16 protein-coding genes are annotated in these 20448 nt (G+C 68.3%); 7 read left to right on the forward strand and 9 right to left on the reverse strand.

The window, feature by feature from the left end:
• The 9 genes from ALI22I_RS02985 to ALI22I_RS03030 form a co-directional block, all read right to left on the reverse strand.
• The coding region (locus tag ALI22I_RS02985; protein ID WP_179118076.1) for a glycosyl hydrolase 53 family protein at positions 1-1054 on the reverse strand (1054 nt) is incomplete at its 3' end.
• A gap of 142 nt (positions 1055-1196) precedes the next feature.
• Entirely contained in the window at positions 1197-3401 is a 2205-nt protein-coding gene (locus ALI22I_RS02990) for a family 43 glycosylhydrolase (RefSeq protein WP_077004048.1), read from the reverse strand.
• Positions 3402-3412: 11 nt separating this feature from the next.
• Complete coding sequence (locus ALI22I_RS03000; RefSeq protein ID WP_083751377.1) at positions 3413-5149, reverse strand: right-handed parallel beta-helix repeat-containing protein; 1737 nt, start codon at positions 5147-5149, stop codon at positions 3413-3415.
• 90 nt (positions 5150-5239) lie between these two features.
• Entirely contained in the window at positions 5240-6310 is a 1071-nt protein-coding gene (locus ALI22I_RS03005; protein WP_077004019.1) for a glycosyl hydrolase 53 family protein, read from the reverse strand.
• Positions 6311-6592: 282 nt separating this feature from the next.
• The gene (locus ALI22I_RS03010; RefSeq protein ID WP_077004020.1) at positions 6593-7795 is read right to left on the reverse strand and encodes a family 43 glycosylhydrolase; all 1203 of its coding nucleotides are present in this window, start codon (positions 7793-7795) and stop codon (positions 6593-6595) included.
• A gap of 44 nt (positions 7796-7839) precedes the next feature.
• Positions 7840-8703, reverse strand: a complete 864-nt coding sequence (locus tag ALI22I_RS03015; protein ID WP_083751378.1) for a GDSL-type esterase/lipase family protein — start codon at positions 8701-8703, stop codon at positions 7840-7842.
• 36 nt (positions 8704-8739) lie between these two features.
• Positions 8740-9786, reverse strand: coding sequence for a rhamnogalacturonan acetylesterase (locus ALI22I_RS03020; RefSeq protein WP_077004021.1), 1047 nt, complete (start codon positions 9784-9786; stop codon positions 8740-8742).
• Between the two features lie 107 nt (positions 9787-9893).
• Positions 9894-11378, reverse strand: a complete 1485-nt coding sequence (locus ALI22I_RS03025; protein WP_083751385.1) for an RICIN domain-containing protein — start codon at positions 11376-11378, stop codon at positions 9894-9896.
• Between the two features lie 249 nt (positions 11379-11627).
• Positions 11628-11885, reverse strand: coding sequence for a hypothetical protein (locus ALI22I_RS03030; RefSeq protein WP_077004022.1), 258 nt, complete (start codon positions 11883-11885; stop codon positions 11628-11630).
• 752 nt (positions 11886-12637) lie between these two features.
• Between ALI22I_RS03030 and ALI22I_RS55300 the strand changes: the two genes are divergently transcribed.
• The 7 genes from ALI22I_RS55300 to ALI22I_RS03065 all read left to right on the forward strand — a co-directional run bounded on the left by ALI22I_RS55300 (position 12638) and on the right by ALI22I_RS03065 (position 20365).
• Positions 12638-12934 (forward strand): poly(ethylene terephthalate) hydrolase family protein, encoded by a 297-nt coding sequence (locus tag ALI22I_RS55300; RefSeq protein WP_077004023.1) that lies wholly within the window; start codon positions 12638-12640, stop codon positions 12932-12934.
• On the forward strand, positions 12931-13257 hold the full coding sequence (locus tag ALI22I_RS03040; RefSeq protein WP_077004024.1) for an RICIN domain-containing protein: 327 nt from the start codon (positions 12931-12933) through the stop codon (positions 13255-13257). Before ALI22I_RS55300 ends, ALI22I_RS03040 begins: the two co-directional genes overlap by 4 nt.
• A gap of 130 nt (positions 13258-13387) precedes the next feature.
• On the forward strand, positions 13388-14893 hold the full coding sequence (locus ALI22I_RS03045; RefSeq protein ID WP_077004025.1) for a glycosyl hydrolase 53 family protein: 1506 nt from the start codon (positions 13388-13390) through the stop codon (positions 14891-14893).
• Positions 14894-15047: 154 nt separating this feature from the next.
• On the forward strand, positions 15048-16817 hold the full coding sequence (locus ALI22I_RS03050; RefSeq protein ID WP_238598049.1) for a rhamnogalacturonan lyase: 1770 nt from the start codon (positions 15048-15050) through the stop codon (positions 16815-16817).
• 151 nt (positions 16818-16968) lie between these two features.
• Positions 16969-18282 (forward strand): RICIN domain-containing protein, encoded by a 1314-nt coding sequence (locus ALI22I_RS03055; RefSeq protein WP_077004027.1) that lies wholly within the window; start codon positions 16969-16971, stop codon positions 18280-18282.
• Between the two features lie 87 nt (positions 18283-18369).
• Complete coding sequence (locus ALI22I_RS03060; RefSeq protein ID WP_077004028.1) at positions 18370-19893, forward strand: RICIN domain-containing protein; 1524 nt, start codon at positions 18370-18372, stop codon at positions 19891-19893.
• A gap of 283 nt (positions 19894-20176) precedes the next feature.
• Positions 20177-20365 (forward strand): hypothetical protein, encoded by a 189-nt coding sequence (locus ALI22I_RS03065; RefSeq protein WP_143531924.1) that lies wholly within the window; start codon positions 20177-20179, stop codon positions 20363-20365.
• Positions 20366-20448 lie beyond the last annotated feature (83 nt).

A 20448-nucleotide genomic window follows, 5' to 3' on the forward strand; every position in this document is an offset into this window, starting at 1 on the left:
CCTGGTCGACGAAGTACTGCGGGCTCGTCGTGCCGATGAGGGCCGCCTCGCTGCCGTACATGAAACCGTTGATGATCTCGTTGCCGACGGCGACCTTGTCCGGCGTGGTGCCCTGCCGGATCAACTGGCGCAGGTGGTCGGCGGTGTAGTCGTACACCGCCCGGTTCAGGTCCGCGAACTCCAGCCCGGCCCAGGCGCGCGGCTTCGGCTGCTTGCTCGGGTCCGCCCACGAGTCCGCGTAGTGGTAGTCGATGCCGAGGCCCATGTTCCGCTGCTTGATCCACTGCGCCGAGGTCAGCGTGCGCTGCGGACCCTGGCGCGGTACCGCGGTCGGTTGACCGGTGCTCTCGCTGCGAGGCTCGTTGAACACCCGCAGCCGCGCGTACTGCATGCCGCGGTCCTTGACCACGTCCAGCTGGTGCGGCCCGGCGCCCCGGTTGGGGGACAGGGGGTTGACCCAGTACTGCCGGGACTGGTGGTCGTCCACCCAGGACAGGTCGGCGCCGAGCACGACGTCGTCGCGCAGGTAGTTGAAGACCTGGAGTTCGCTGACACCGGCCCGGGCACGGCCCGGCACACCGGTGAACGTCAGTCGGACGAAGCGCGTCGCCGGCTGGGTGAACAGGTGCACCTCACCCCGCGACGCGGCGCGGTTGTGGGATCTGTCGGCGATCGTCTTCCACCGGTGACCGTCGGTCGATGCCTCGAGGACGTACCGGTAGGCCACGCCGCGCTCCGGGAACACCACCTTGACCTTGCGCAGGTTGTCGTAGGTGCCACCGAGGTCGACGGTGAGCCACTGCCGAGCGCCGGGGTGATCGGGGTACCAGGACGTCGTCGGGTCGCCGTCGATGGCCAGTCCGGCGGTCGACGAGCCGCTGCCCGCCGTCGCCGAGGCCCAGGACTTGGCGGCGATGTTGCTCTCGATCGGCTTGATGTCCGCGGTTCCGAAGATCGCACCGGCCGGCGCGGTCCCCGCGACCAGACCCGCGGACACCAGGGTGGCCAGCGCCGTCAGACCCGCGAGCACGCGGGTCAGGCGTCTGTTGCTCATGTCCTTCTCCTGACGGTGTTTCACAACGTGATTCCGTCCGCCCTCCCGGGCGGAAGTTCAGCGGGGAAGCGGTCGACTCGTTGCACGACACCGGCGCGGGCATCCGGTTGCCCCGACGCCCGCGCCGCTGCTCGGTGGATGGTCAGCCGGTCACGACTCCGACGTCGAGGTAGTCGACGTTGGGTAGGCCGTCGGCCGCAGTGGGCTCGAGGCGGACGGTGTTGCTGCCCGCGTTCAGCGCGGCGGTGAGGGACTTGGTGGACCAGGTCGTCCACGCGCCGGTGGCCTCGAACGAGACCGTGCCGACCGTGGACCCGTTGACGACGACGTTCGCGGGTCGCGCGGCGCCGCTGCTGGCGCCGTTGGCGAACCGGACCGCCAGCGCCGCCGCGCCCGCCTGCGCCGCGTCGACCGTGAACTGGGCATAAGCCCCGACGGCCGCGGTGCCGTTGCAGAACCCGGTGCCGGAGAAGCCGGCCTGGTTCGAGTCGATCGTGCCCTGGCACACGGCCGGCGCCGTCTCCGCTTCGTAGCGCTGCCCCGTCGGTGTCCCTCCGTCGGTCCTGACGAGCGACAGCTGGTCGACGATGACGCCGCCCGAACCCGACGCCCGCACGGTGACGGTGGCGGCTCCGCTGGGTAGCGCGATGCCGGTGAGCTCGCGCTTGGCCCAGCCGCTCGACGACGGGATGCTGAGGGTGCGTTGGCTGCCGTTAGCGCCGGTGATCACGACCTGTCCGGCACTGCCCCGAGCGTGCGAGGACAGGGTGTAGGTGCCTGCGGGCATCGATTCGATCCGCTGCTCGACGCCGCCGCTGTTGCTCACCTGGAGGGCGAAGCGAGACCCGTTCACACCACCGTTGACGTTGGTCACCGAACCGCCGAGGTTCCGCCATCCCCGTACACTGGAGACGATGATGCGATCGGCCTGGATGTCGGGGTTGAGGATGTAGTTGTTCTCCGGACCGACACGCCACTCACCGGTCGTGATGTTGAACTGCCACTGGCTGACCGAGTGGAACTGGGGCCGTGCGCCGGTCTTGGTGATCGGCACCCACTGGTTGTACCCGATGCCGTTCCAGGCGAAGTCGGCCCAGCGGTCGCCCGCGTAGATCACCGTGTTCTGCTTGGTCCCCTTCACGGTGACGAAGAACCCGGTCTGGGTGACGTGGCTGTAGTCCATCTCGGTGCCGGGAAGGACGAACTCACTCGAGTAGGAACCCTGGATATTGCTGCTGGTCGACTCGTTGACGTAGTTAACAGAGGTGTTCCAGCCGTGCAGGGCCGAGGCGGCGTGGTAGTACTTGCCGTCGAGCTTGAACATGGCGTTGCCCTCGCGGCCGTCGCCGCGGCGGATCTCCACGCCTGGCTCGATCCGCAGCGAGTCGGACTCCCGGAACTTGGCCACGAAGCCGCGGGAACGTCCTTCGCGGTTGGAGAAGATCAGGTAGTCCTTGCCGTCCTCGTCGGTGAAGACAGTCTGGTCGCCGGTGCCGGTCGTCGGCGAGTTGACGACCTGGCCCTGGAAGTAGCCGTAGGTGAAGTTGCTGGTGGGGGTGTTGCCCTGGAGGAGCAGCACCCCGTGCGCGCCTCCGACGTAGGCCTGGGTGGCGAGCACGTACTTGCCGGTGTTCTCGTTGTACGCAACCCCGAGCCGCCCGACCCATCCTGTCGAAGCCATGGTGTTGCCGTTGTGGATCGCGGTCGAGCGCGTCGCGACCCGGTTCTCGAACTTCCAGTTCACCAGGTCCCTGGACGAGTACACCGGGATCGACACGAACGAGACTTCGCCGTCGTACTTGCGCGTCGGGTTGGCCCGGTAGCTCTCGGCACCGCGGTAGTGCACCCCGTACCAGTAGTACGTGTCGCCGAACTTGAAGACCCCACCGCCCTGCGAGTAGATGGGGTTGCCGGCGGTGTCGTTCCAGAAGGTGTTGTTGGTGATGGTCTGGAACGTGCCCTCGTCCGCGGCCTCCAGGTCGCCGGCGGCGGTGACCAGGGCCGTCTTCGCCGCGGCGGCTTCCGTCGCGCCCGCCGAGGGGTTCTTCGCGATGTCGTCCGCCGTGGTCAGCGCCTTGGCGAAGGGCTTCCAGGAGTCGGTGGTGTACTTGGTCGGGATGCGTGTCCGGTAGTCGGCGACCGTCTTCTTGAGACCGTGGGGATCGTCCGCGGCGTCTTCGATGCCCGGAGCGTCCTGGGCGGCCGGGGCGACCGCGGCGGCCGGGGCGGCTTCGGCGGCGGGCTGCGCCGCGGCCGTCACCGACTGCGGTGCCAGCACCGACGCGAACAGCAGTGCGGCTGCGGTCAGTACGCGCCGTTTCAACGGCGTGCGCGATGTTCTGGTCATCTTGGTGCCTTTCACAGGGTGAGGTAATCGATGTTGGGCAGGCCGTCCGCCGCGGTCGGGTCCAGTCGGACGGTGTTGTCGCCGGCGTTCAGGGAGGCGGTGAGGGTCTTGGTGGACCAGGTCGTCCAGCTGCCGGTGGACTCGAACGAGACCGTGGCGACCGTCGACCCGTTGACGACGAGGTTCACGGGTCGCGCGGTACCGCTGCTGTTGCCGTTGGCGAAGCGGATGCCGAGCGTTGCCGGGCCGGCTGTCGCCGCGTTGACGGTGAACTGGGCGTAGGCGCCCACGGCGGGGTTGCCGTTGCAGAACCCGGTGCCGGAGAAGCCGGCCTGGTTGGCGTCGATGGTGCCCTGGCACACCGCCGGGGCGGTCTCCGCTTCATAGCGCGAAGGCGGTGGCGCGCCGCCGGACTGCTCGAAGGCGCCCAGGTCCGGCGCCGGCCCCTGGTAGGGCAGGCCGACGTTCACGCCCTTGTCGATCAGGGTGCTGTTCGCGGCGAGGCGGAGGTGGGGCAGCACGGGCAGGCTGCCGTCGGCCTGGCGCGGAGCGTCCCACCCTGACGTCGACACGCTCTGGAACTGCGCGTCCGACAGGGGCAGACCCAGGTTCCAGGAGTTGTACGAGGCGCTCGTGCCGGTCATGTTCGCCGTCGCGGTGCCGTTGTAGGCGATGTTGTTGCGCAGGTTGCCCCGACCGACGGACGCGCCGCTCGAGTTGATTCCCCGCATGTCGAAGTTGGGGTGGTTCCCGAAGCCGGTGTTGTTGAAGTAATCGTTGGCCACCGGGTGGTGGTTGGAGTAGAAGCCCTGCGCCTTGTTGAGGAACGCCACCGAGAAACGGACGGTGTGCTTCACCGCGCCGGTGTCGTACTCGGCGCCGAAGCCACCCACCTTGAAGCCGGCTCCGTTGCCGGAAGGCGTCGTCGTCCCCGGCACGTACCCGTTGCGCCAGGCCCACGAGTTCTCGATGATCACGGGCGAGTAGGTGGAGATGAGGTCGTAACCGTCGTCGGCGTTCCACCACGCGCGGGAACCCCGGAACACGTTCACGGGTCGACCGGCCGGCGTGTAGTGCGAACCGAACCCGTCGGCGTTCTCGCCGGGTCCGTCCGAGCTGCGCGGGTCGTAGTTGTCGTGCGAATCCGTGTTGAGGACGAGGTTGCCGCCGCCGCCGTTGATGAATAGGCCGGTTCCCATGTTGTGGTGGGTGTTGAGCAGCTCGAAGGTGTTGTTGCTGCCGGAGATCCAGATGCCCCAGGACTCGGCGTTGAGGTTGTTGTTCTGCGGCACGCCGGTGACTTCCAACCCTTTGAGGTGGAGGTAGCTGCCGGTGACGTTGAAGCCCTTGATCCGGCAGTCGTCCCGCATGGCCGAGAAGTTGAAGACCGGCTTCTCGCCAGGGTAGGCCCAGTAGCGGATCGGGCTGCCCGAGGTGCCGCTCTTGTTCAGGGTGATCGCGTCCACCCGGGCCGTCCGACTGGAACAGGCCGAGTTCGCCCGGGTGTAGGCGTAGGTGCCGCCCCGGAAGTAGACCGTGTCACCTGCCGTGGCGACGGCCTGCGCGCGGGCGATGGATGCCCAGGGCGCGGCCTGTGTTCCCGCGGCGCTGTCGTTGCCGTTGGGTGCGACGTAGTAGGTGTTCCCGGCCGCCGCGGCCGTGCCGGGCACGATCACGGCGATCACGGCGAGGAGGGCTGAGCCGGTGACGACCCGGTGAAGGGCTCGCCATCGGGGTGTGAGGCGCATCGGAACCTCCTTGGGATGCCTTGACGTCGGCGAGGCAGACCCGCTCGCTGATCACCGGGCGTGCGGGCGGCCGTCGCTTCCCGTCGTGGGTCACACGTTGAGGAAGCCGTCCATGGCGGCGGTCGGCCTGCGGGTGCCCGGATCCCAGGCGGTGCTGGCGTAGCCGGTGAACGGTGAGTAGCCCTCGGGCTCCCAGAAGAACGTGCCGAGGCCGCCGAAGCCCTTCTGACCGGCGATGAACTGCCGCAGCCCGTCGCGCACCTGGGTGGCCTTGTCCCGCGGACCGCCGTACTCGACGTGCATCACGGGCTTGCCGTAGTTGGACTGGATGGTCCTCATGTTGTTCAGCACCGGGGCGACGTTGCTGCCCTGGGCGTACGAGGACAGCCCGGTGATGTCCCACCTGCCACCGTTGTTGCGGTAGGCGTTGAAGAAGTTCTGGATGCTGTCCATCTTCTGCGGCTGGGCGAGGTGCACCATCACCGGAGTGGCCGGGAAGACCTGCTTGGACACGTCGTACGCGGCGTTGAGCAGTCCGGTCATCTGGGCCGGGTTGCTGACGCTGCCGACCGGCCTGCAGATGCCGCTGTTCTGCTCGTTGCCGATCTTCACCCAGCCCGGTGTGACGCCGGCGGACTTCATGACGTTCAGCGAGCGGTCGACGTAGCTGCGCAGCGCGTCGCGCATCTGGCTGTAGTTCATGTTCTTCCACGCGGCGGGCGGGTTCTGCACGCCGACGGAGTTCCAGGTGTCGCCGAAGTGGAAACCGAGCAGGACCTGGAGGCCCGCGTCCCGACAGCGCGCGGCCATCCGCGCGGTCTCCTCGATGCTGCAATGCCCGTTCGCCGGGCTGCTTGAGGGGTTGACCCAAGTCCGCAGGCTGATCGCGGTGATGCCGTAGCCCTTGAGGATGGTGAACAGGTCCTGCCGCTGGCCGGACTTGTTGTTCCAGTAGTAGCCGTTCGCCTCCATCTGCGGCATCCAGCTGATGTCCGCGCCCTTGACGAACGTCGCGGCCTCGGCCGTCGGCGCCAGAGCGTCCGCACCCAACGCGAGCGCGCCCACGCCGGCGGCGGCGCCGAGCAGCACGCTGCGCCGCGAGATGCCGGCAGGGATGTCCGTCTTGTCGTTCATGGCGCGGCCGGTGCCGTACGCGGTCATTCGATCTCCTTTGATCGAGTGTGAGCAGGGGCACGGCGGCGAGACTGTGCACGTGCACAACTTTTCGAGTGCTATCCACCCCAGATGAAAGTCTATGGAAGAGATCATTTCAATGGTCTGACGGCACCGTAACTGTGAACGTGCACAGAAGACGGCGGTCGCGACCGCAGATCGTCCGTCAGGATCGCGCGCGTACTCGGCCGATCCCGGAATTCCTTGCTGCGCAGGCGAATCGGCACGCCTGCTCTTCGGTACCGACTGGGTGGCCCCTGGGTGCGACGGTCAGCCGACCACCCACTGCGGGTTGGCCGCGCCGGCGCAAGTCCACTGCCGCACCTCCGCACCCGGCGTGGTGACGAAGTTGTAGTCGTCCAGGCAGAGCTTGCTGTGCTGGTTGCGGATGCGCACGCGGGTGCCGGATCCGCCGGTCTCACCCGAAGGGCCTGCGAGGACCGTGGAGGTGGAGACGGGGACACCGAGGTTCGGTGTGCCGTCGGCGTTCCAGGAGATCTTCTGTACTCGGGTCGTACGGGTGGTGCCGCAGCCCTGGGACGCCGAGGAGTTGGCGTGGTAGGCGATCCAGGTCTCCGTGCCGTCCGGCGAGGTGAAGAACGAGTGGTGACCGGGACCGTAGACGCCGTTGCCGTTGCTGCGCTGGAAGATCGGGTTGGCGAACTTCGTCCAGGACGACGCCGCGAGCGGGTCGCCGCCGCGGTACTCCAGCATGCCCAGCTTGTAGTCGGCCGTGCCGCAGTAGCTGGCCGAGTAGGTCAGGAACGTGCGGCCGTCCCGATGCAGGGCGAACGACCCCTCGTTGACCGGCTGGCCCTGCCGCTCCCACGCCAGCGTCGGGGCCGAGATGCGGGTGCCGTGGGCGGAGACCGAGGTCGGGCTGCTCATCGGTGCGATGTAGATCGACTGGAGGCCGTCCGCGTGGAACGCCGAGTAGTGGAAATACAGGGCGCCGTTGAGCTTGAGCACCGCGCCGTCGATGGCCCAGCCGTTGTTCGGCATCAGGTTGAGCACACCCCGGTAGGTGTACGGGCCCGCCGGGTCGTTCGCGGCACTCTCCAGCACGTGCGTGCGGCGCGACCCGTACCCGGCCCGCGGTTCGACCGAGTAGTAGATGTACCAGCGGTTGTTGATCTGCTCCAGGTGCGGCGCCCACATCGTGCAGCAGCCCTCGTTCTGCGAGGCGCGGAAAACTCTCTGCTCCGTCGCGCCGCGCAGCCCGGCGATGGTGGAGGACCGCCGCATCAGGATGTCGGAGGTCCATGTGGTGGCCACGTAGTAGTACTGGCCGTTGTACTGCACCAGTGTCGGGTCTGCACTGTTGGGCGTGGGCACGACGGGATTGGTGAACGAAGGACCGGGCGCGGCGCCCGCTTGGTCCTGGCCCACCGCGATCACGGACAGGGCGACGATGACCGCGGCGACGAGCGACAGGGCTCGCCGGCTCGCACCGCGCCGGTGGACGAGCATCATGGGCACTCCTGAGGACGGGAACGGGTGCGGCTGACAACTGGTGACTAGCGCAGGGAGGAAGCGAGGCCGATCCCCTGTTCCCGCAGTGCCCTGGCGACCACCTCCGCGATTCGGGCGGCGCCGGCGGCTTCGAAGTGGGTGTGGTCGTTGCAGAAGAACGCGCCGACCGCGCCCTGGCTGTAGTCGCCGTTGTTGGGGCACAGGCGCAGCGAGTTGTACAACGCGACGCTGCGCTGGTGCAGGTCGATGACCGGCACCTGGTCGACCTGGGCCTGGGCGATGGTCTCGTTCACGAATCCGCGGTTGCCCACCGCGGTCGAGCCGGAGCAGCGGATCGCCGCGACGGGCGTGACGAACACCGGCTTCACGCCCCGCGCCTTGGCCTCGCGCGCCATCTGACTGAGCAGCTGGCGGTAGCGGGCGGTGCCGACGTGGCGCGGGCAGTTGCGGTCGCCGTCGTTGATGCCGAACTGGATGACCAGCCAGTCCCCCGCCTTCATGCCGTTGGTCGACAGCATGCCGGCCCAGCGCGAGGCGTAGGTGCGGGGGCTGACCACGCACTCACCGGCGGAGTCCTTGGTGGACTTGACGTTCGACTCGTACAGCCAGGTCTGGATGCTCCGGCCGCCCACGGCGTTGTTGACAACCGTGACGTCGTCGTTGAACAGCCGATCGAACTCCCTGCCCCAGCCGACCGGGCACGTGCTGCTGCCGTTGGCCATGGTGGAGTCGCCGGCCAACCACACCTTGAACGGTGCCGCGGCGATCCCCGGACCGCCGGCCTGCGGGGCGGCGCACGGTGCGGGGGCGAGGGCGGGCGCGGCATTCGCCGGTGCCACCACGGCTGCCATCGCGGCACACACCGCCGCCGCGACCGCCAGGTACCTGTTCCGTGAAGAAATCCTCATCGATCCTCCATGTCGTTTTCGGCGGAATGCGCGACGTCAGCGGACCTGTGTCGACCGGATGACGTTGAGCCGGACCGCCTCGTTCAGCACCAGGTTCGACATGGTGGCCGCGCCGTATTCGGAGAAATGGGTGTTGTCGCCCTTCTCCCTGGTCAGGAAGAGCCTTTCGGAAGCGGATGCGCCGAGTTGTTCGACCAGCGAGGCGGAAAGCGAGGTCAGGTCGATCAGCGGTGTGCCCTGTGCGCGGGCGACGGTCTTCATCTCGTCGGGCAGGTTCACGCCGATCTCGTTGACGTGGCGCGCGGTCCCGGTGAGGCGCCCGGCCGAATCGAACAACCGGCGGACCGGCGGCGTCACCAGCACGGGCGTGCCGCCGACCGCGCGCACGTCGCGGACCATGCGGGTGAGGTTGTCGCGGAACGCGGTGGCGGTGGTCCGCTTGTCGTTGTGGCCGACCTGGATCATGACCGTGTCGCCCGCGCGGATCTGCGACCGCACGGCGGGGAACAGCGCCGCGTTCGACAACACCGAGCCGGAACTCTCCCCGGAGTCGCCGTAGTTCGCCACCGACAGACCCTCCCGCAGCAGACGGGGCAGCGCCTGGCCCCAGCCGGCGTAGGGGGCGACGGGTTGGTCGCAGACGGTGGAGTCGCCGACCAGGAACAGGACAGGCGGCCTGACCTGCCTGACCGTGATCGCCTCGACCGCCGGAGTGCGCCCGTCGAACACCAGGGTCAATCCCGGCGTGCCGGTGCCGCCCTGACCGGTGGGCTGTCCTTCCGGGTTTCGGACGTTGACGGTGAGGACCCGATCGGTGAGCTGACCGACGCCGGTGTCCACGGCGGAGAGCACCCGGCGTCGAGCCTCGGCGGTGATACCGGTGTTGGCCGCACGGGTGGGACTGCCCAGTCGCACGGTCACGTCGTAGTGGCCGGGGGCCACGTCGTAACGGCACGTGATCGGGCCGGTTCCGGTGCAACCGGCCGGTGCGGCGTCCGCCGGAGCGGTGCCGAGGGCGGTGAGCGCCCCCGTCGCGAACGTCACGGCGAGCGCCGAACGCAGGACGGCGGTACGAGTGGGCATGGGTCTGCTCCTTGCTGCGGTTCGACCGAATGACGGGAGGAAAGGGCGCGCCTGCTGCCGAGACAGGCCGGGCGCGCCCTGGGGACCGCTGCACGTCCGGGGTCGGCTCAGCCGGTGGTGAGCGCGGACGACAGGATCGGCGCCAGTCGGTCGGCGATCTTGCGGTGACCCTGGTCGTTGGGGTGGACGTTGTCGGTGGTGTCGGTGGCCTCGACGATCCAGCCGGTGGTGTCGACGAACCGCACCTTGGGGTCGTTGACGATGCGCACGGCCGCCTGGGTCTCGGGGATGAAGCGCTTGCGGAAGGTCTGCAACGCCAGGACCGTGGCGTTCGGGTACTTCTCCTTGGCGCGGCGGATCAGGGTGACGTAGGCGTTCTGGAACTGCTCCTTGGTCACGTTGTGGCCGACGTCGTTGGTACCCAGGTTGATCACCACGACATCGGCGCGGTAGCGGGAGAAGTCCCAGTTCGCGGCGTTGGCCTGCAGGCCGGTGCGCAGGAACCGGTCGCTCATGCCGATGCAGCCGTCGGCCGCGGAGACCAGGCACGCGCCGCCCACGGCGATCTGGGTGTGGCCCGTGCCCAGGCGCTCGCCGACCAGCCAGCCGTAGGCGGTCAACGCCTGCTTGGACGACTGCTGCCCGACGGTGATGGAGTCGCCGACGAACTCGATGATCTTGCCCGGTACGGGCGGTGCGAACGTCGCGGCTCCGGGGTCCAGCTCGATGCCCCGGTAGACCGCGTCACCCCGGTAGGACCCGGCGATCGGCCGGTAGGACACGCGCAGCGTGTGGTTGCCCGCCGCCAGCGGCGTGGGGGTGAGGTTCACCGTGCCGCTGCGGTTGACGTAGGAGACGTCCGGGCCGCCGTCGATGCTGACGAAGAAGTCGATCGCGTTGCGCTGCTTGAGCTTCACCGTCCGACCGGTGAAACCGACGACCAGGTAGGCGCCCGCCCACTCCGAGACGTACGCGGTGGGATCGGCGGTGTTCCACCGGCCGAAGTACTTGACGTTCGGGTCGGTCGGTGCACCCGTGCCCCCTGGCGTGCCGCTGCCCAGGCGGACGAGCTGCCACTGCTGGTTGGTGCCCGAGTTGATGTCGTACTGGGAGATACGCGCGCCGTCGGCGGTCGAGCGCTCCCACACGTCCAGCGCCTTGCCGCTGTTGCGGTTGACGAACCGGACATGGCCGCCGTCGGTGTCGACGAGGCTGAACTGCTGGTTGGCGGCGTTCTTGTCGGTCCACTGCACCACTTCGGCGCCGTTCGCCGTGGACGAGGAGGCCACGTCTACGACCTTGCCGCTGTAGCGGGACTTGAGCCGATAGTACCCGCCGCCGGAGTCGACGAACTGGAACTGCTGCGCGGGCGAGTCGCCCCGGGTCGCCTGCACGACGGCGGCCCCGTCCGCGGCGGACTGGACCTGCATCGCCTTGCCGCTGTGCCGGGCGACCACCGCGTAGGTCGCCGTGGTGTCGACGGTGGCGGCTTGAGCCGATGGTGCGGCCGGTGCGAGCACGAGTGTCGCGACCGCACCCACCACGAACACCAGTGCCGATCGCGTGACCGCACCGTATGACGACACTGTCATGTGCGTGCCTTTCGCCTGGGTGGGCACGGCGGCGGCACCGCCGGGTGAGCGGACTTTCTCCGGCGGAGAAGTTGCGCCGAATTCACGCCGCCGTCAATGGCCACATCTCGTATGGGAAATCCGTCGAACATTCGACGGGAGCCGGGGAAATCATGTCCGCACCCGACGGGCCGGTATGGGGAATGTTCCGGCATGGTGGAAACTCGCGTGCGCCCGAGCCGGCGCGGGGCTCGGACACACGCGAGTGGTTTATCGGGACGCAGTCAGCCGGCGTAGTGCACGTCCGGCCACGGCGGGGTCGCCGTGCCGTTGCCGATGTGGCTTGTGGCCGATGCCTGTGCCGCGGGTGTTGCGGAGTCGGCTGTCGGCGTTGGACCACGATTCCGCGCCGGGGTTGCCCGCGTAGATGTCCGCCGAGACACCGGTGACCAACAAACCTCCGGTCACAGCGCTGATCGCCGAAGCGGCGGCGATCGCCCGCCCCCTGAACGAGTTCGTGAGCACCATTGCTCCTTCGTCACAGACGCTGGGAACGCTCCCAGCGTGGCCGACGACGTCGTCGCCGGTTATGAAACGATTCAAACCACCCGCGCGCTTCGGCGGAAAGCGCTATCCAGACACGGTCGCATTGCCGGCCAGACCGCTCGCGCGGCCTGGTTCGATGTCAAGTTTTCGTTGGCACCTATGACGTTCCGGCGCCAACGATGCTGGGGAGACCGTACGAACGCCGCCGTCCCGGTGTCAACAGCCTCGGCGAAAAAGTTTCGAGCGTGGTCGGGACATCGCCCGAATGGTCCAGCGTCGGCGGCCGCATCGGCTTAAGGGCGTCGCAAATGGCTTGTGCCGCTCAAGGTCCCGCAGCCTCCAGGACACTTTGGACAGAGGGTCGGCCGCCTGACATGGCGCGATCAATGTACGCAGGGGTCAGTCTGCGGCGGCTTCAGTCGAACATTCGACGAAAGGCAACGTTTGCCACAACGAGACTCCATCGAATGGACGATCGTATGGGAACGTGCACAGCGGTTGTCGGCGCAGTTGTCCAGTAATACCACCGAAGTTGGCGTGTTTACATATATGACACGTCGAGATACTGTGCACGTTCACAGCGCCTCCACCCGCTGTCCGCCTGCCGCACCTCCCTCAGCCCCTGCCCGACAAGGAGTGCATCCGCAGATGCCACCGAACGCCTTGGACCCCCGACACCCGGTCGACGCCGAGCTCGGCCGGCCGAGGAGCCGAAGCCCGGGTCGACTCGCGAGGTGGATCGCGGCCACCTTCGCCGTTGTCCCCACCGCAGCAACGACAACCGTCTCGATTGGACCGCGTCGGCTGCGGACAACCGGCACCAGCGAGGGCCGAATCCGGCGAGGTCCGGTGTCGCGGCCTCGCTGGGCACCTTCGCCACCGCGCAGGTCGACGTTCCCGCGGGCGGCGGCTTCGGCGGCGGGGTGATCCACTACCCGACGGACACCGGGCCGGACAGGTTCGGCGCGGTGGCGATCGCGCCTGGCTACACGGCGCGCTGGGCTGCCGAGGGCGCTTGGAAGGGGCCTTGACTCGCTCGCTCGGGCCCGTCGTAATCTGGCTGGACACCAACAGCCCCGAAGACTTCGACCTCGCGCGCGGTCAGCAGGTGCTGGCCGGCAAGAACGGCATCACGGCCAGGACGTCCTATGTGGACGGTCTGCCGCTCGATCCCACGGTGACGGAGAAGGGATACGTGGAGCTCACCGGCGCGGGCCACGCGTTCCCGATCAGCGCGAACCCGCAGTCCGGGCGTTGCCCCGACGTGGATGCCCACGGCACGGCCGACAACACGGCCGTGGCGATGTGGACCTGCCACGGCGAGTCCGACCAGGTCTGGACCCGCAGGGTCTGACCGCACCGGGCTGCGGTCCTTCTTGATCAATCAGCGCGACCCGCGGTACCGGCGTGACCGTCGCCCGGCGGAACGCCACGCGCGACCGGCTGCCACATCCGTGGGTCACATTGGATGCAAAGGAGCATCAATGAGGCTGTCTTCGAGGATCTCGTTGGCCACGGCGGTGACTACCGCCCTGACCGGCGTCGTTGTCGTGCTGCCGGTCGCCGCAACTGCCGCGACGAGCCGGTACGAAGCGGAGTCGGCGCCGGCCGTGTGCGGCGGCGTCGTCGCCTCGAACCACTCCGGCTACTCCGGCGGCGGTTTCTGCGACACGTCCAACGCCGTGGGCAGCGCGGTCGGGTTCACGGTGAACGCGGCGACCGCGGGCTCGGCGACGTTGGCTTTCCGGCACGCCAACGGCAGCGGCGCGAACCGTCCCGGTGACATGAGCGTCAACGGGACGGTCGTGCAGCCCGGGATGGCGTTCGAGGCCACCGGCGCGTGGACCACGTGGGTGACCAAGAGCCTGACCGTGCAGCTGAGCGCGGGAACCAACACCGTGCGGCTGGCCGCGACCACCGCCGGCGGACTGGGGAACGTCGACTACCTCGAGGTCGCGACGACCGATGTCGGGGACAGCGCGATCATGCGAGGTGCGGATGTGTCGACGTTGCAACGGGCCGCCGACCTCGGCGCGAGATACTACTACGCCGACGGTACCCAGGGTGATCCGCTGGACATCCTCAAGAGCGCCGGCGTCAACTACGTGCGGTTGAGGATCTGGAACAACCCGCGCAGCGGCTACAACAACAAGGACAAGGTCCTGCAGTACGCGCGGACGGTGAAGGCCAAGGGCCTCAAGCTGATGGTCGACTTCCACTACTCCGACACCTGGGCCGACCCGGGCGTGCAGACCAAGCCCGCCGCCTGGGCCAACCACGGCATCGGCCAGCTCCAGACCGACGTCTACAACTACACCCACGACGTGTGCACCAGCCTCAAGGCGCAGGGCACCACGCCGGACAGCGTGCAGATCGGCAACGAGATCAACACCGGCATGCTCTGGCCCGAAGGCCGGGTGACCAACGACAACTTCACCAACCTGGGTCTGCTGCTCAAAGCCGGGTACAACGCCACCAAGGCGTGCAACAGCGGCACCCAGGTGATCGTCCACACCGCGCGGGTGGAGAGCGGTGCCCGCTGGTTCTACGACGGCATCCGGTCCCAAGGCGTCCAGTGGGACGTCACCGCCCTGTCGTACTACTGCTACTGGCACGGCAGCACGTCCGGAATGGCCGGTGTCGTCTCCGACATGAAGTCGCGGTACGGCAAGCCGGTCATCCTCGCCGAGACCGCCTACCCCTACACCACGTCCAATTTCGACGGCACCGCCAACATCATCACCGCCTCGCAACCCTGCGCCGGCCACTCGGCCACACCCGCCGGGCAGCAGGCCAACTTCGCCGCCGTGCAGAACACCTCCCGCAACGCGGGCGCGACCGGCGTCTTCTACTGGGAACCCACCTGGCACGCCGTGCCCGGCAACGGCTGGGACCCGGCCGACATCACCAACTCCGGCAACGGCTGGGAGAACCAGGCCGTCTTCGACCGGAACGGCCGGATCAACCCCGACATCCGCTGGCTCCCCTGACACCGCCACGTTCCGCGTGACGACCCGAGCCCTCGCCATCCACAGTCCGCCGCCGTGGGAAGCAAAACTCCGACGAACGGAATCTGCCATGCACAGATCAACGTTGATACGTGCACTGCTGGTCGTGACGTCATCAGTCCTCGTAGCAGGGGCTGTGACCTACCCGACCGCGGGAGCCGCACCTGACGTCCCGCAGGCCGAAAGACTGGACCGCGGCCTCATCAGCGTCCACACAGGGAAGGGCAACTTCCTCAGTTGGAGGCTGCTGACCGGTGACGCGCGGGGAACGGCCTTCAACGTCTACCGCGACGGCCTGAAGGTGACGTCCGCTCCCATCACCCGGACGAACTTCCAGGACCACGGCGCACCGGCGAGCACCATCTACACGGTTCGTCCGGTGGTGAACGGTGTAGAGCAGGCGAGTGCCGCTTCGGCGGACGGCTCGCTGCGGATGTCGGCCCACACCGAGGGCGAGGTGGGTATCGCCGCGAGCACGAGGGACGTGCCGTTGCAGATCCCTGCCGGTGGTTCGACGCCGTCGGGCAGTTTCACCTACGACGCCAATGACGGCAGTGTCGGTGACCTGGACGGCGACGGGCAGTACGAGATCGTGCTGAAGTGGCAGCCGACCAACGCCAAGGACAACGCCCAGGCCGGTTACACGGGCAACACGATTCTCGACGCCTACAAGCTGGACGGCAGGCGGTTGTGGCGGATCGACCTGGGCCGCAACATCCGCTCGGGCGCGCACTACACGCAGTTCCAGGTGTTCGACTACGACGGCGACGGCCGGGCCGAGGTGGTCATGAAGACCGCCGACGGCACGCGTTCGGGTACCGGTCAGGTGATCGGCAACGCCAACGCCGACTACCGCAACTCCAGTGGCTACGTGTTGTCCGGCCCGGAGTTCCTGACCGTGTTCCGCGGCAGCGACGGCGCGATCCTGGACACCGAGAACTACGTGCCGCCGCGCGGCAACGTCTCGGACTGGGGCGACAACTACGGCAACCGCGCGGACCGGTTCCTGGCCGCGACGGCCTATGTGGACGGTTCGCAGCCGAGCATCATCATGGCCCGCGGCTACTACACCCGAGCGGTGATCGCCGCGTGGGACTTCCGCGGCGGTCAGCTCACGCGCCGCTGGACCTACGACTCCGGCCGAGGTGGCGCGTACGGGCAGGGCAACCACAACCTGTCCATCGCCGACGTGGACGCCGACGGCCGTGACGAGATCGTCTACGGCTCGGCGACGATCGACGACAACGGCGCGCTCATGTACAGCACCGGTTTGGGTCACGGCGACGCCATGCACGTCAGCGACCTGGTGCCGAGCAGGCCCGGTCTGGAGGTGTTCAACGTGCACGAGTGGACCAGCTCGCCGGCGATGGACGTGCACGACGCGCGGACCGGTCAGTTCCTCTACCGGGCGCCGTCGTGCGGCTGTGACACCGGTCGCGGGGTCGCCGCGGACGTGTGGGCGGGCAGCCCCGGTGCGGAGATCTGGTCCTCGTCGGTCGGCGGTTTGCGCAGCGCGGCGAACGGCAACCAGGTCGCCGCCCGCAAGCCGGGTTCGCAGAACTTCGTGATCTGGTGGGACGGCGACGCCCAGCGCGAGCTGCTCGACGGCACCCAGATCTCCAAGTACGGCACGGGAGGCGACACCCGCCTGCTCACCGGCTCCGGGGTGGCGTCCAACAACGGCACCAAGTCCACGCCGGTGCTCCAGGCCGACATCCTCGGCGACTGGCGCGAGGAGGTCATCTGGCGCACCGGCGACAACCGGGCGCTGCGGATCTACTCCACCACCGATCCGACGAGCATCAGCCGCCCCTCGCTGATGCAGGACCGCCAGTACCGGCTGGCTGTGGCGTGGCAGAACACCGCCTACAACCAGCCGCCCCACCCCAGCTTCGCCACCCCCTGACACCGCACACGGCGCTCCTGCCGCCCCTCGCGGGCGGCAGGAGCGCCCACACCCGCTGTCGGGTGCGTCCGACCGCCGATCGCCCGCACCCGACAGCGGATTCAACCCTGTCCTGACACCCATGACCATCCCTGCACCCAAGGAGTCATCCATGACCATGCAACGGCGGACATTCCTCAGCGTCAGCGCGGCCGGAGCGGCGGGCCTCGGCCTGGGCCTGCTCGGCGTCGGCCAGGCGCTCGCCGCGCCCGTCGGGACGCTGGCCACGGCGCCGACCACGCCGTTCGCGGTCGGCGTGCGCCGGTACAACTGGACCCGCGGCAGTCGCCCGTGCACCACCTACGTGTACTACCCCGCCACCGGCACCGCCGGCGGCAACCCCGTGACCGACGCCCCGGTCGCCAACGGTGTCTTCCCCGTCTACAACTTCACCCACGGCTACCAGAGCAGCCCGCAGAACTCCCTGTTCATCATCCGGGCCCTGGCCTCGGCGGGCTTCATCGTCCCCGCCCCTCACTTCAACCACAACCCCTCCGATGTCGGCAACGGCGAAACCCCGAAGGACGTCTCGCAGGTCATCACCAACACCCTCGCGCTCAACACGAGCGGTCCGCTGGCAGGGCACATCAACACCTCGATCGGCGTCGGCGTCTCGGGCCACTCCCTGGGCGGCATGACCACCCACGGCCTGCTGACCCGCTGGGCCGACAGCCGCATCATCTCCGCGAACCCGCAGTCGTGCACCGACCAGGGCACCCCGTCCAGTTCGATCTCGGCCAAGGTCCTGTTCGTCCACGGCGACCGCGACGACCTCACGGGATACAGCTCGGCCCGGCAGGCGTACAACGAGATGACCTGGCCCAAGGCGTTCCTCACCTTCGTCGGCGGCAGCCACACCAGCTTCTGGAGCGACCAGCGCTTCCCCAGGACCGTCGTCGACTGGGCCCGCTGGACCATGTACGGCGACACCGCCGCACGCGACCGCCTCCCCGCCGACGCCGCCGGCTCCAACACCCGCTGGGAAGCCCAACTCGGCGACGGTGGAGGCAACCCCGGCACCACCTACGTGACGATCCGAAACGCCGCCACAGGCCTTTTCATCGACGGAAGGGGCACCACCGACAACGGCGCCGACGTCGGGCAGTCCAGCAACAGCGGCAACGCCAACCAACAGTGGGCCATCGAGAACACCGGCTCCTACGTCCGCATCCGCAACCGCGCCACCAACCTGTACATCGACGGCATGGGCCGCACCACCAACGGCGCCAACGCGGGCCAATGGGCCTCCGGCAGCAGCAACAACCAGCAATGGTCCCGGGTGACCACCGGCGGCAACCTGCGATTCCGCAACCGCGCCACCGGCCTCTACCTCGACGGCATGGGCCGCACCACCAACGACGCCAACCTCGGCCAGTACAACGACAGCAGCAGCACCAACCAACAGTGGACCATCACCGGCGTCTGACCCGCCGGGGCACCGCTCGCGCCACAGGGCGAGCGGTGCCCCGACCTGGCGTGGACAAACCTCTCGCAACCACCCTGGACGGGTTCAATGACACAGTCCTCCCTCGATCCGACCTCACCGCGACGTCCGCACCGACGCCGCACCGCGTTGGTCCTCGCCAGCGCGTTGATCGCAAGTGGCGCCGCCGCGTTGGTCGCGGGACCGTCGGCGAACGCGGCCGTGATCGACCCGGCGGCGTACTACCAGATCGTGTCGCGGCACAGCGGCAAAGCGGTCGGCATCGCCGACCAGTCGACCGCCGACGGCGCCGTCGTCCAGCAGCGGACCCGTGCCGTCCAGACCAGCCAGCAGTTCCAGTTCGTGGACGCCGGCCGCGGCTACCACAAGCTCCGGGCCCGGCACAGCGGCAAGGTGGTGGACATCGCCTCGGCGTCCACGGCCAACGGCGCGAACGTCGTGCAGTGGACCGACACCGGCGGCGCCAACCAGCAGTTCCGGGTGGTCGACACCGACAGCGGATACGTCAAGCTGGTCAACCGCAACAGCGGCAAGGCGCTCGACGTGTGGGGACAGTCCACCGCCGACGGCGCGCGGATCTCCCAGTACACCGACACGGGCGCGGTCAACCAGCAGTGGCAGCTGGTCCGGGTCGACGCGGGGCCGGCGCCGAAGTACGCCGGCTACCTGTTCACCTACTTCACCGGCGAGAACACCTCCGCCGGCGAGCAGGTCTACTTCGGGCTCAGCCAGGGCAACGACCCCACCCGGTGGCGCCAACTCAACGGCGGGCGGCCCGTGCTGACCTCGACCGTGGGCACCCGGGGCGTGCGCGACCCGTTCATCATCCGCTCACCCCAGGGCGACAAGTTCTACCAGATCGCCACCGACCTGCGGATCTACGGCAACGGCAACTGGGACCAGGTCCAGCGGACCGGCAGCAAGTCCATCGTCGTGTGGGAGTCGACCGATCTGGTGACCTGGAGCGCGCCGCGCCTGGCACGCGTCTCACCGGACACGGCCGGCAACACCTGGGCCCCGGAGGCCTACTACGACGAGGGCCTCGGCCAGTACGTCGTGTTCTGGGCGTCGAAGCTGTACTCCACCAACGACCCTAACCACACCGGCAGCACCTACAACCGCATGATGTACGCCACCACGTCCGACTTCCGCACCTTCAGCCCTGCTCAGGTCTGGGTCGACAAGGGCTACTCCACCATCGACTCGACGTTGATCAAGCACAACGGCACCTACCACCGCTTCACCAAGGACGAACGCAGCACCTCGCAGTCCCCGTGCGGCAAGTTCATCCTCGCGGAGAAGTCCACGACCATCCTCAACCGCAACTACTCCTTCGTCGCCGACTGCCTCGGCAACAACGCGCTCAACCAAGGCGAAGGACCACTGGTCTTCAAGTCCAACACCGACGAACGCTGGTACATGTTCATCGACGAGTACGGCGGCCGGGGCTACATCCCGTTCACGACCACCGACCTGAACACCCGGCAATGGTCACCCGTCTCCGGCTACACCATGCCCGGTCGGCCGCGCCACGGCACCGTCCTGCCGGTCACCCAGGCCGAGTACGACCGGCTGTCGCAGCGCTGGGGCTGAACTGCCCGGAGGTTTGAGAGCAAGCAGTCCTGTCCGAACGTTCGACGGAATGATCGGCGGCCAATCAGAAGGAGCAGCACCCACATGACGGTTCGTCACCGCAAGACTCGTTCAGTCGCGACTGCCGCCGCCGCGCTGGTCGTGCCGCCGCGGCCAGTCTCACCGTGGTGCCGTCTGCCGGTACCGCCGAGACCGCGAAGCTGCAAGTCAACACGCCCATGGCCGGGCTCATCGGGCAGATGCCCGTGTGGGCGCTTCGAGCATCAAGGTGAACGGCGCCTGCGTGCCCATCGCCGAGGCCACTGGCGGGCCCGGCCGGATGCTCACGTCGACCGACTACCAGGTGACGGTGGGCAAGACCTACGACATCTCGGTCTGGAGCAGTGGGTGCCTCTACGGGCCGATCGGCGCAGCGACCAAGACCGTGCAGTCCAGCGCCATCTCTGCCAGCAATTGGCAGGTCCGTGTCTGATGACCACCGCCACCGGCCCGCAGCTCGGGCTTCTGCGAACATGGTGGCCAGTTTGAAGCGAATCGTCACCTGACCGCTGTCGC

Source organism: Saccharothrix sp. ALI-22-I, from assembly GCF_001984175.1.
GTDB lineage: Bacteria > Actinomycetota > Actinomycetes > Mycobacteriales > Pseudonocardiaceae > Actinosynnema.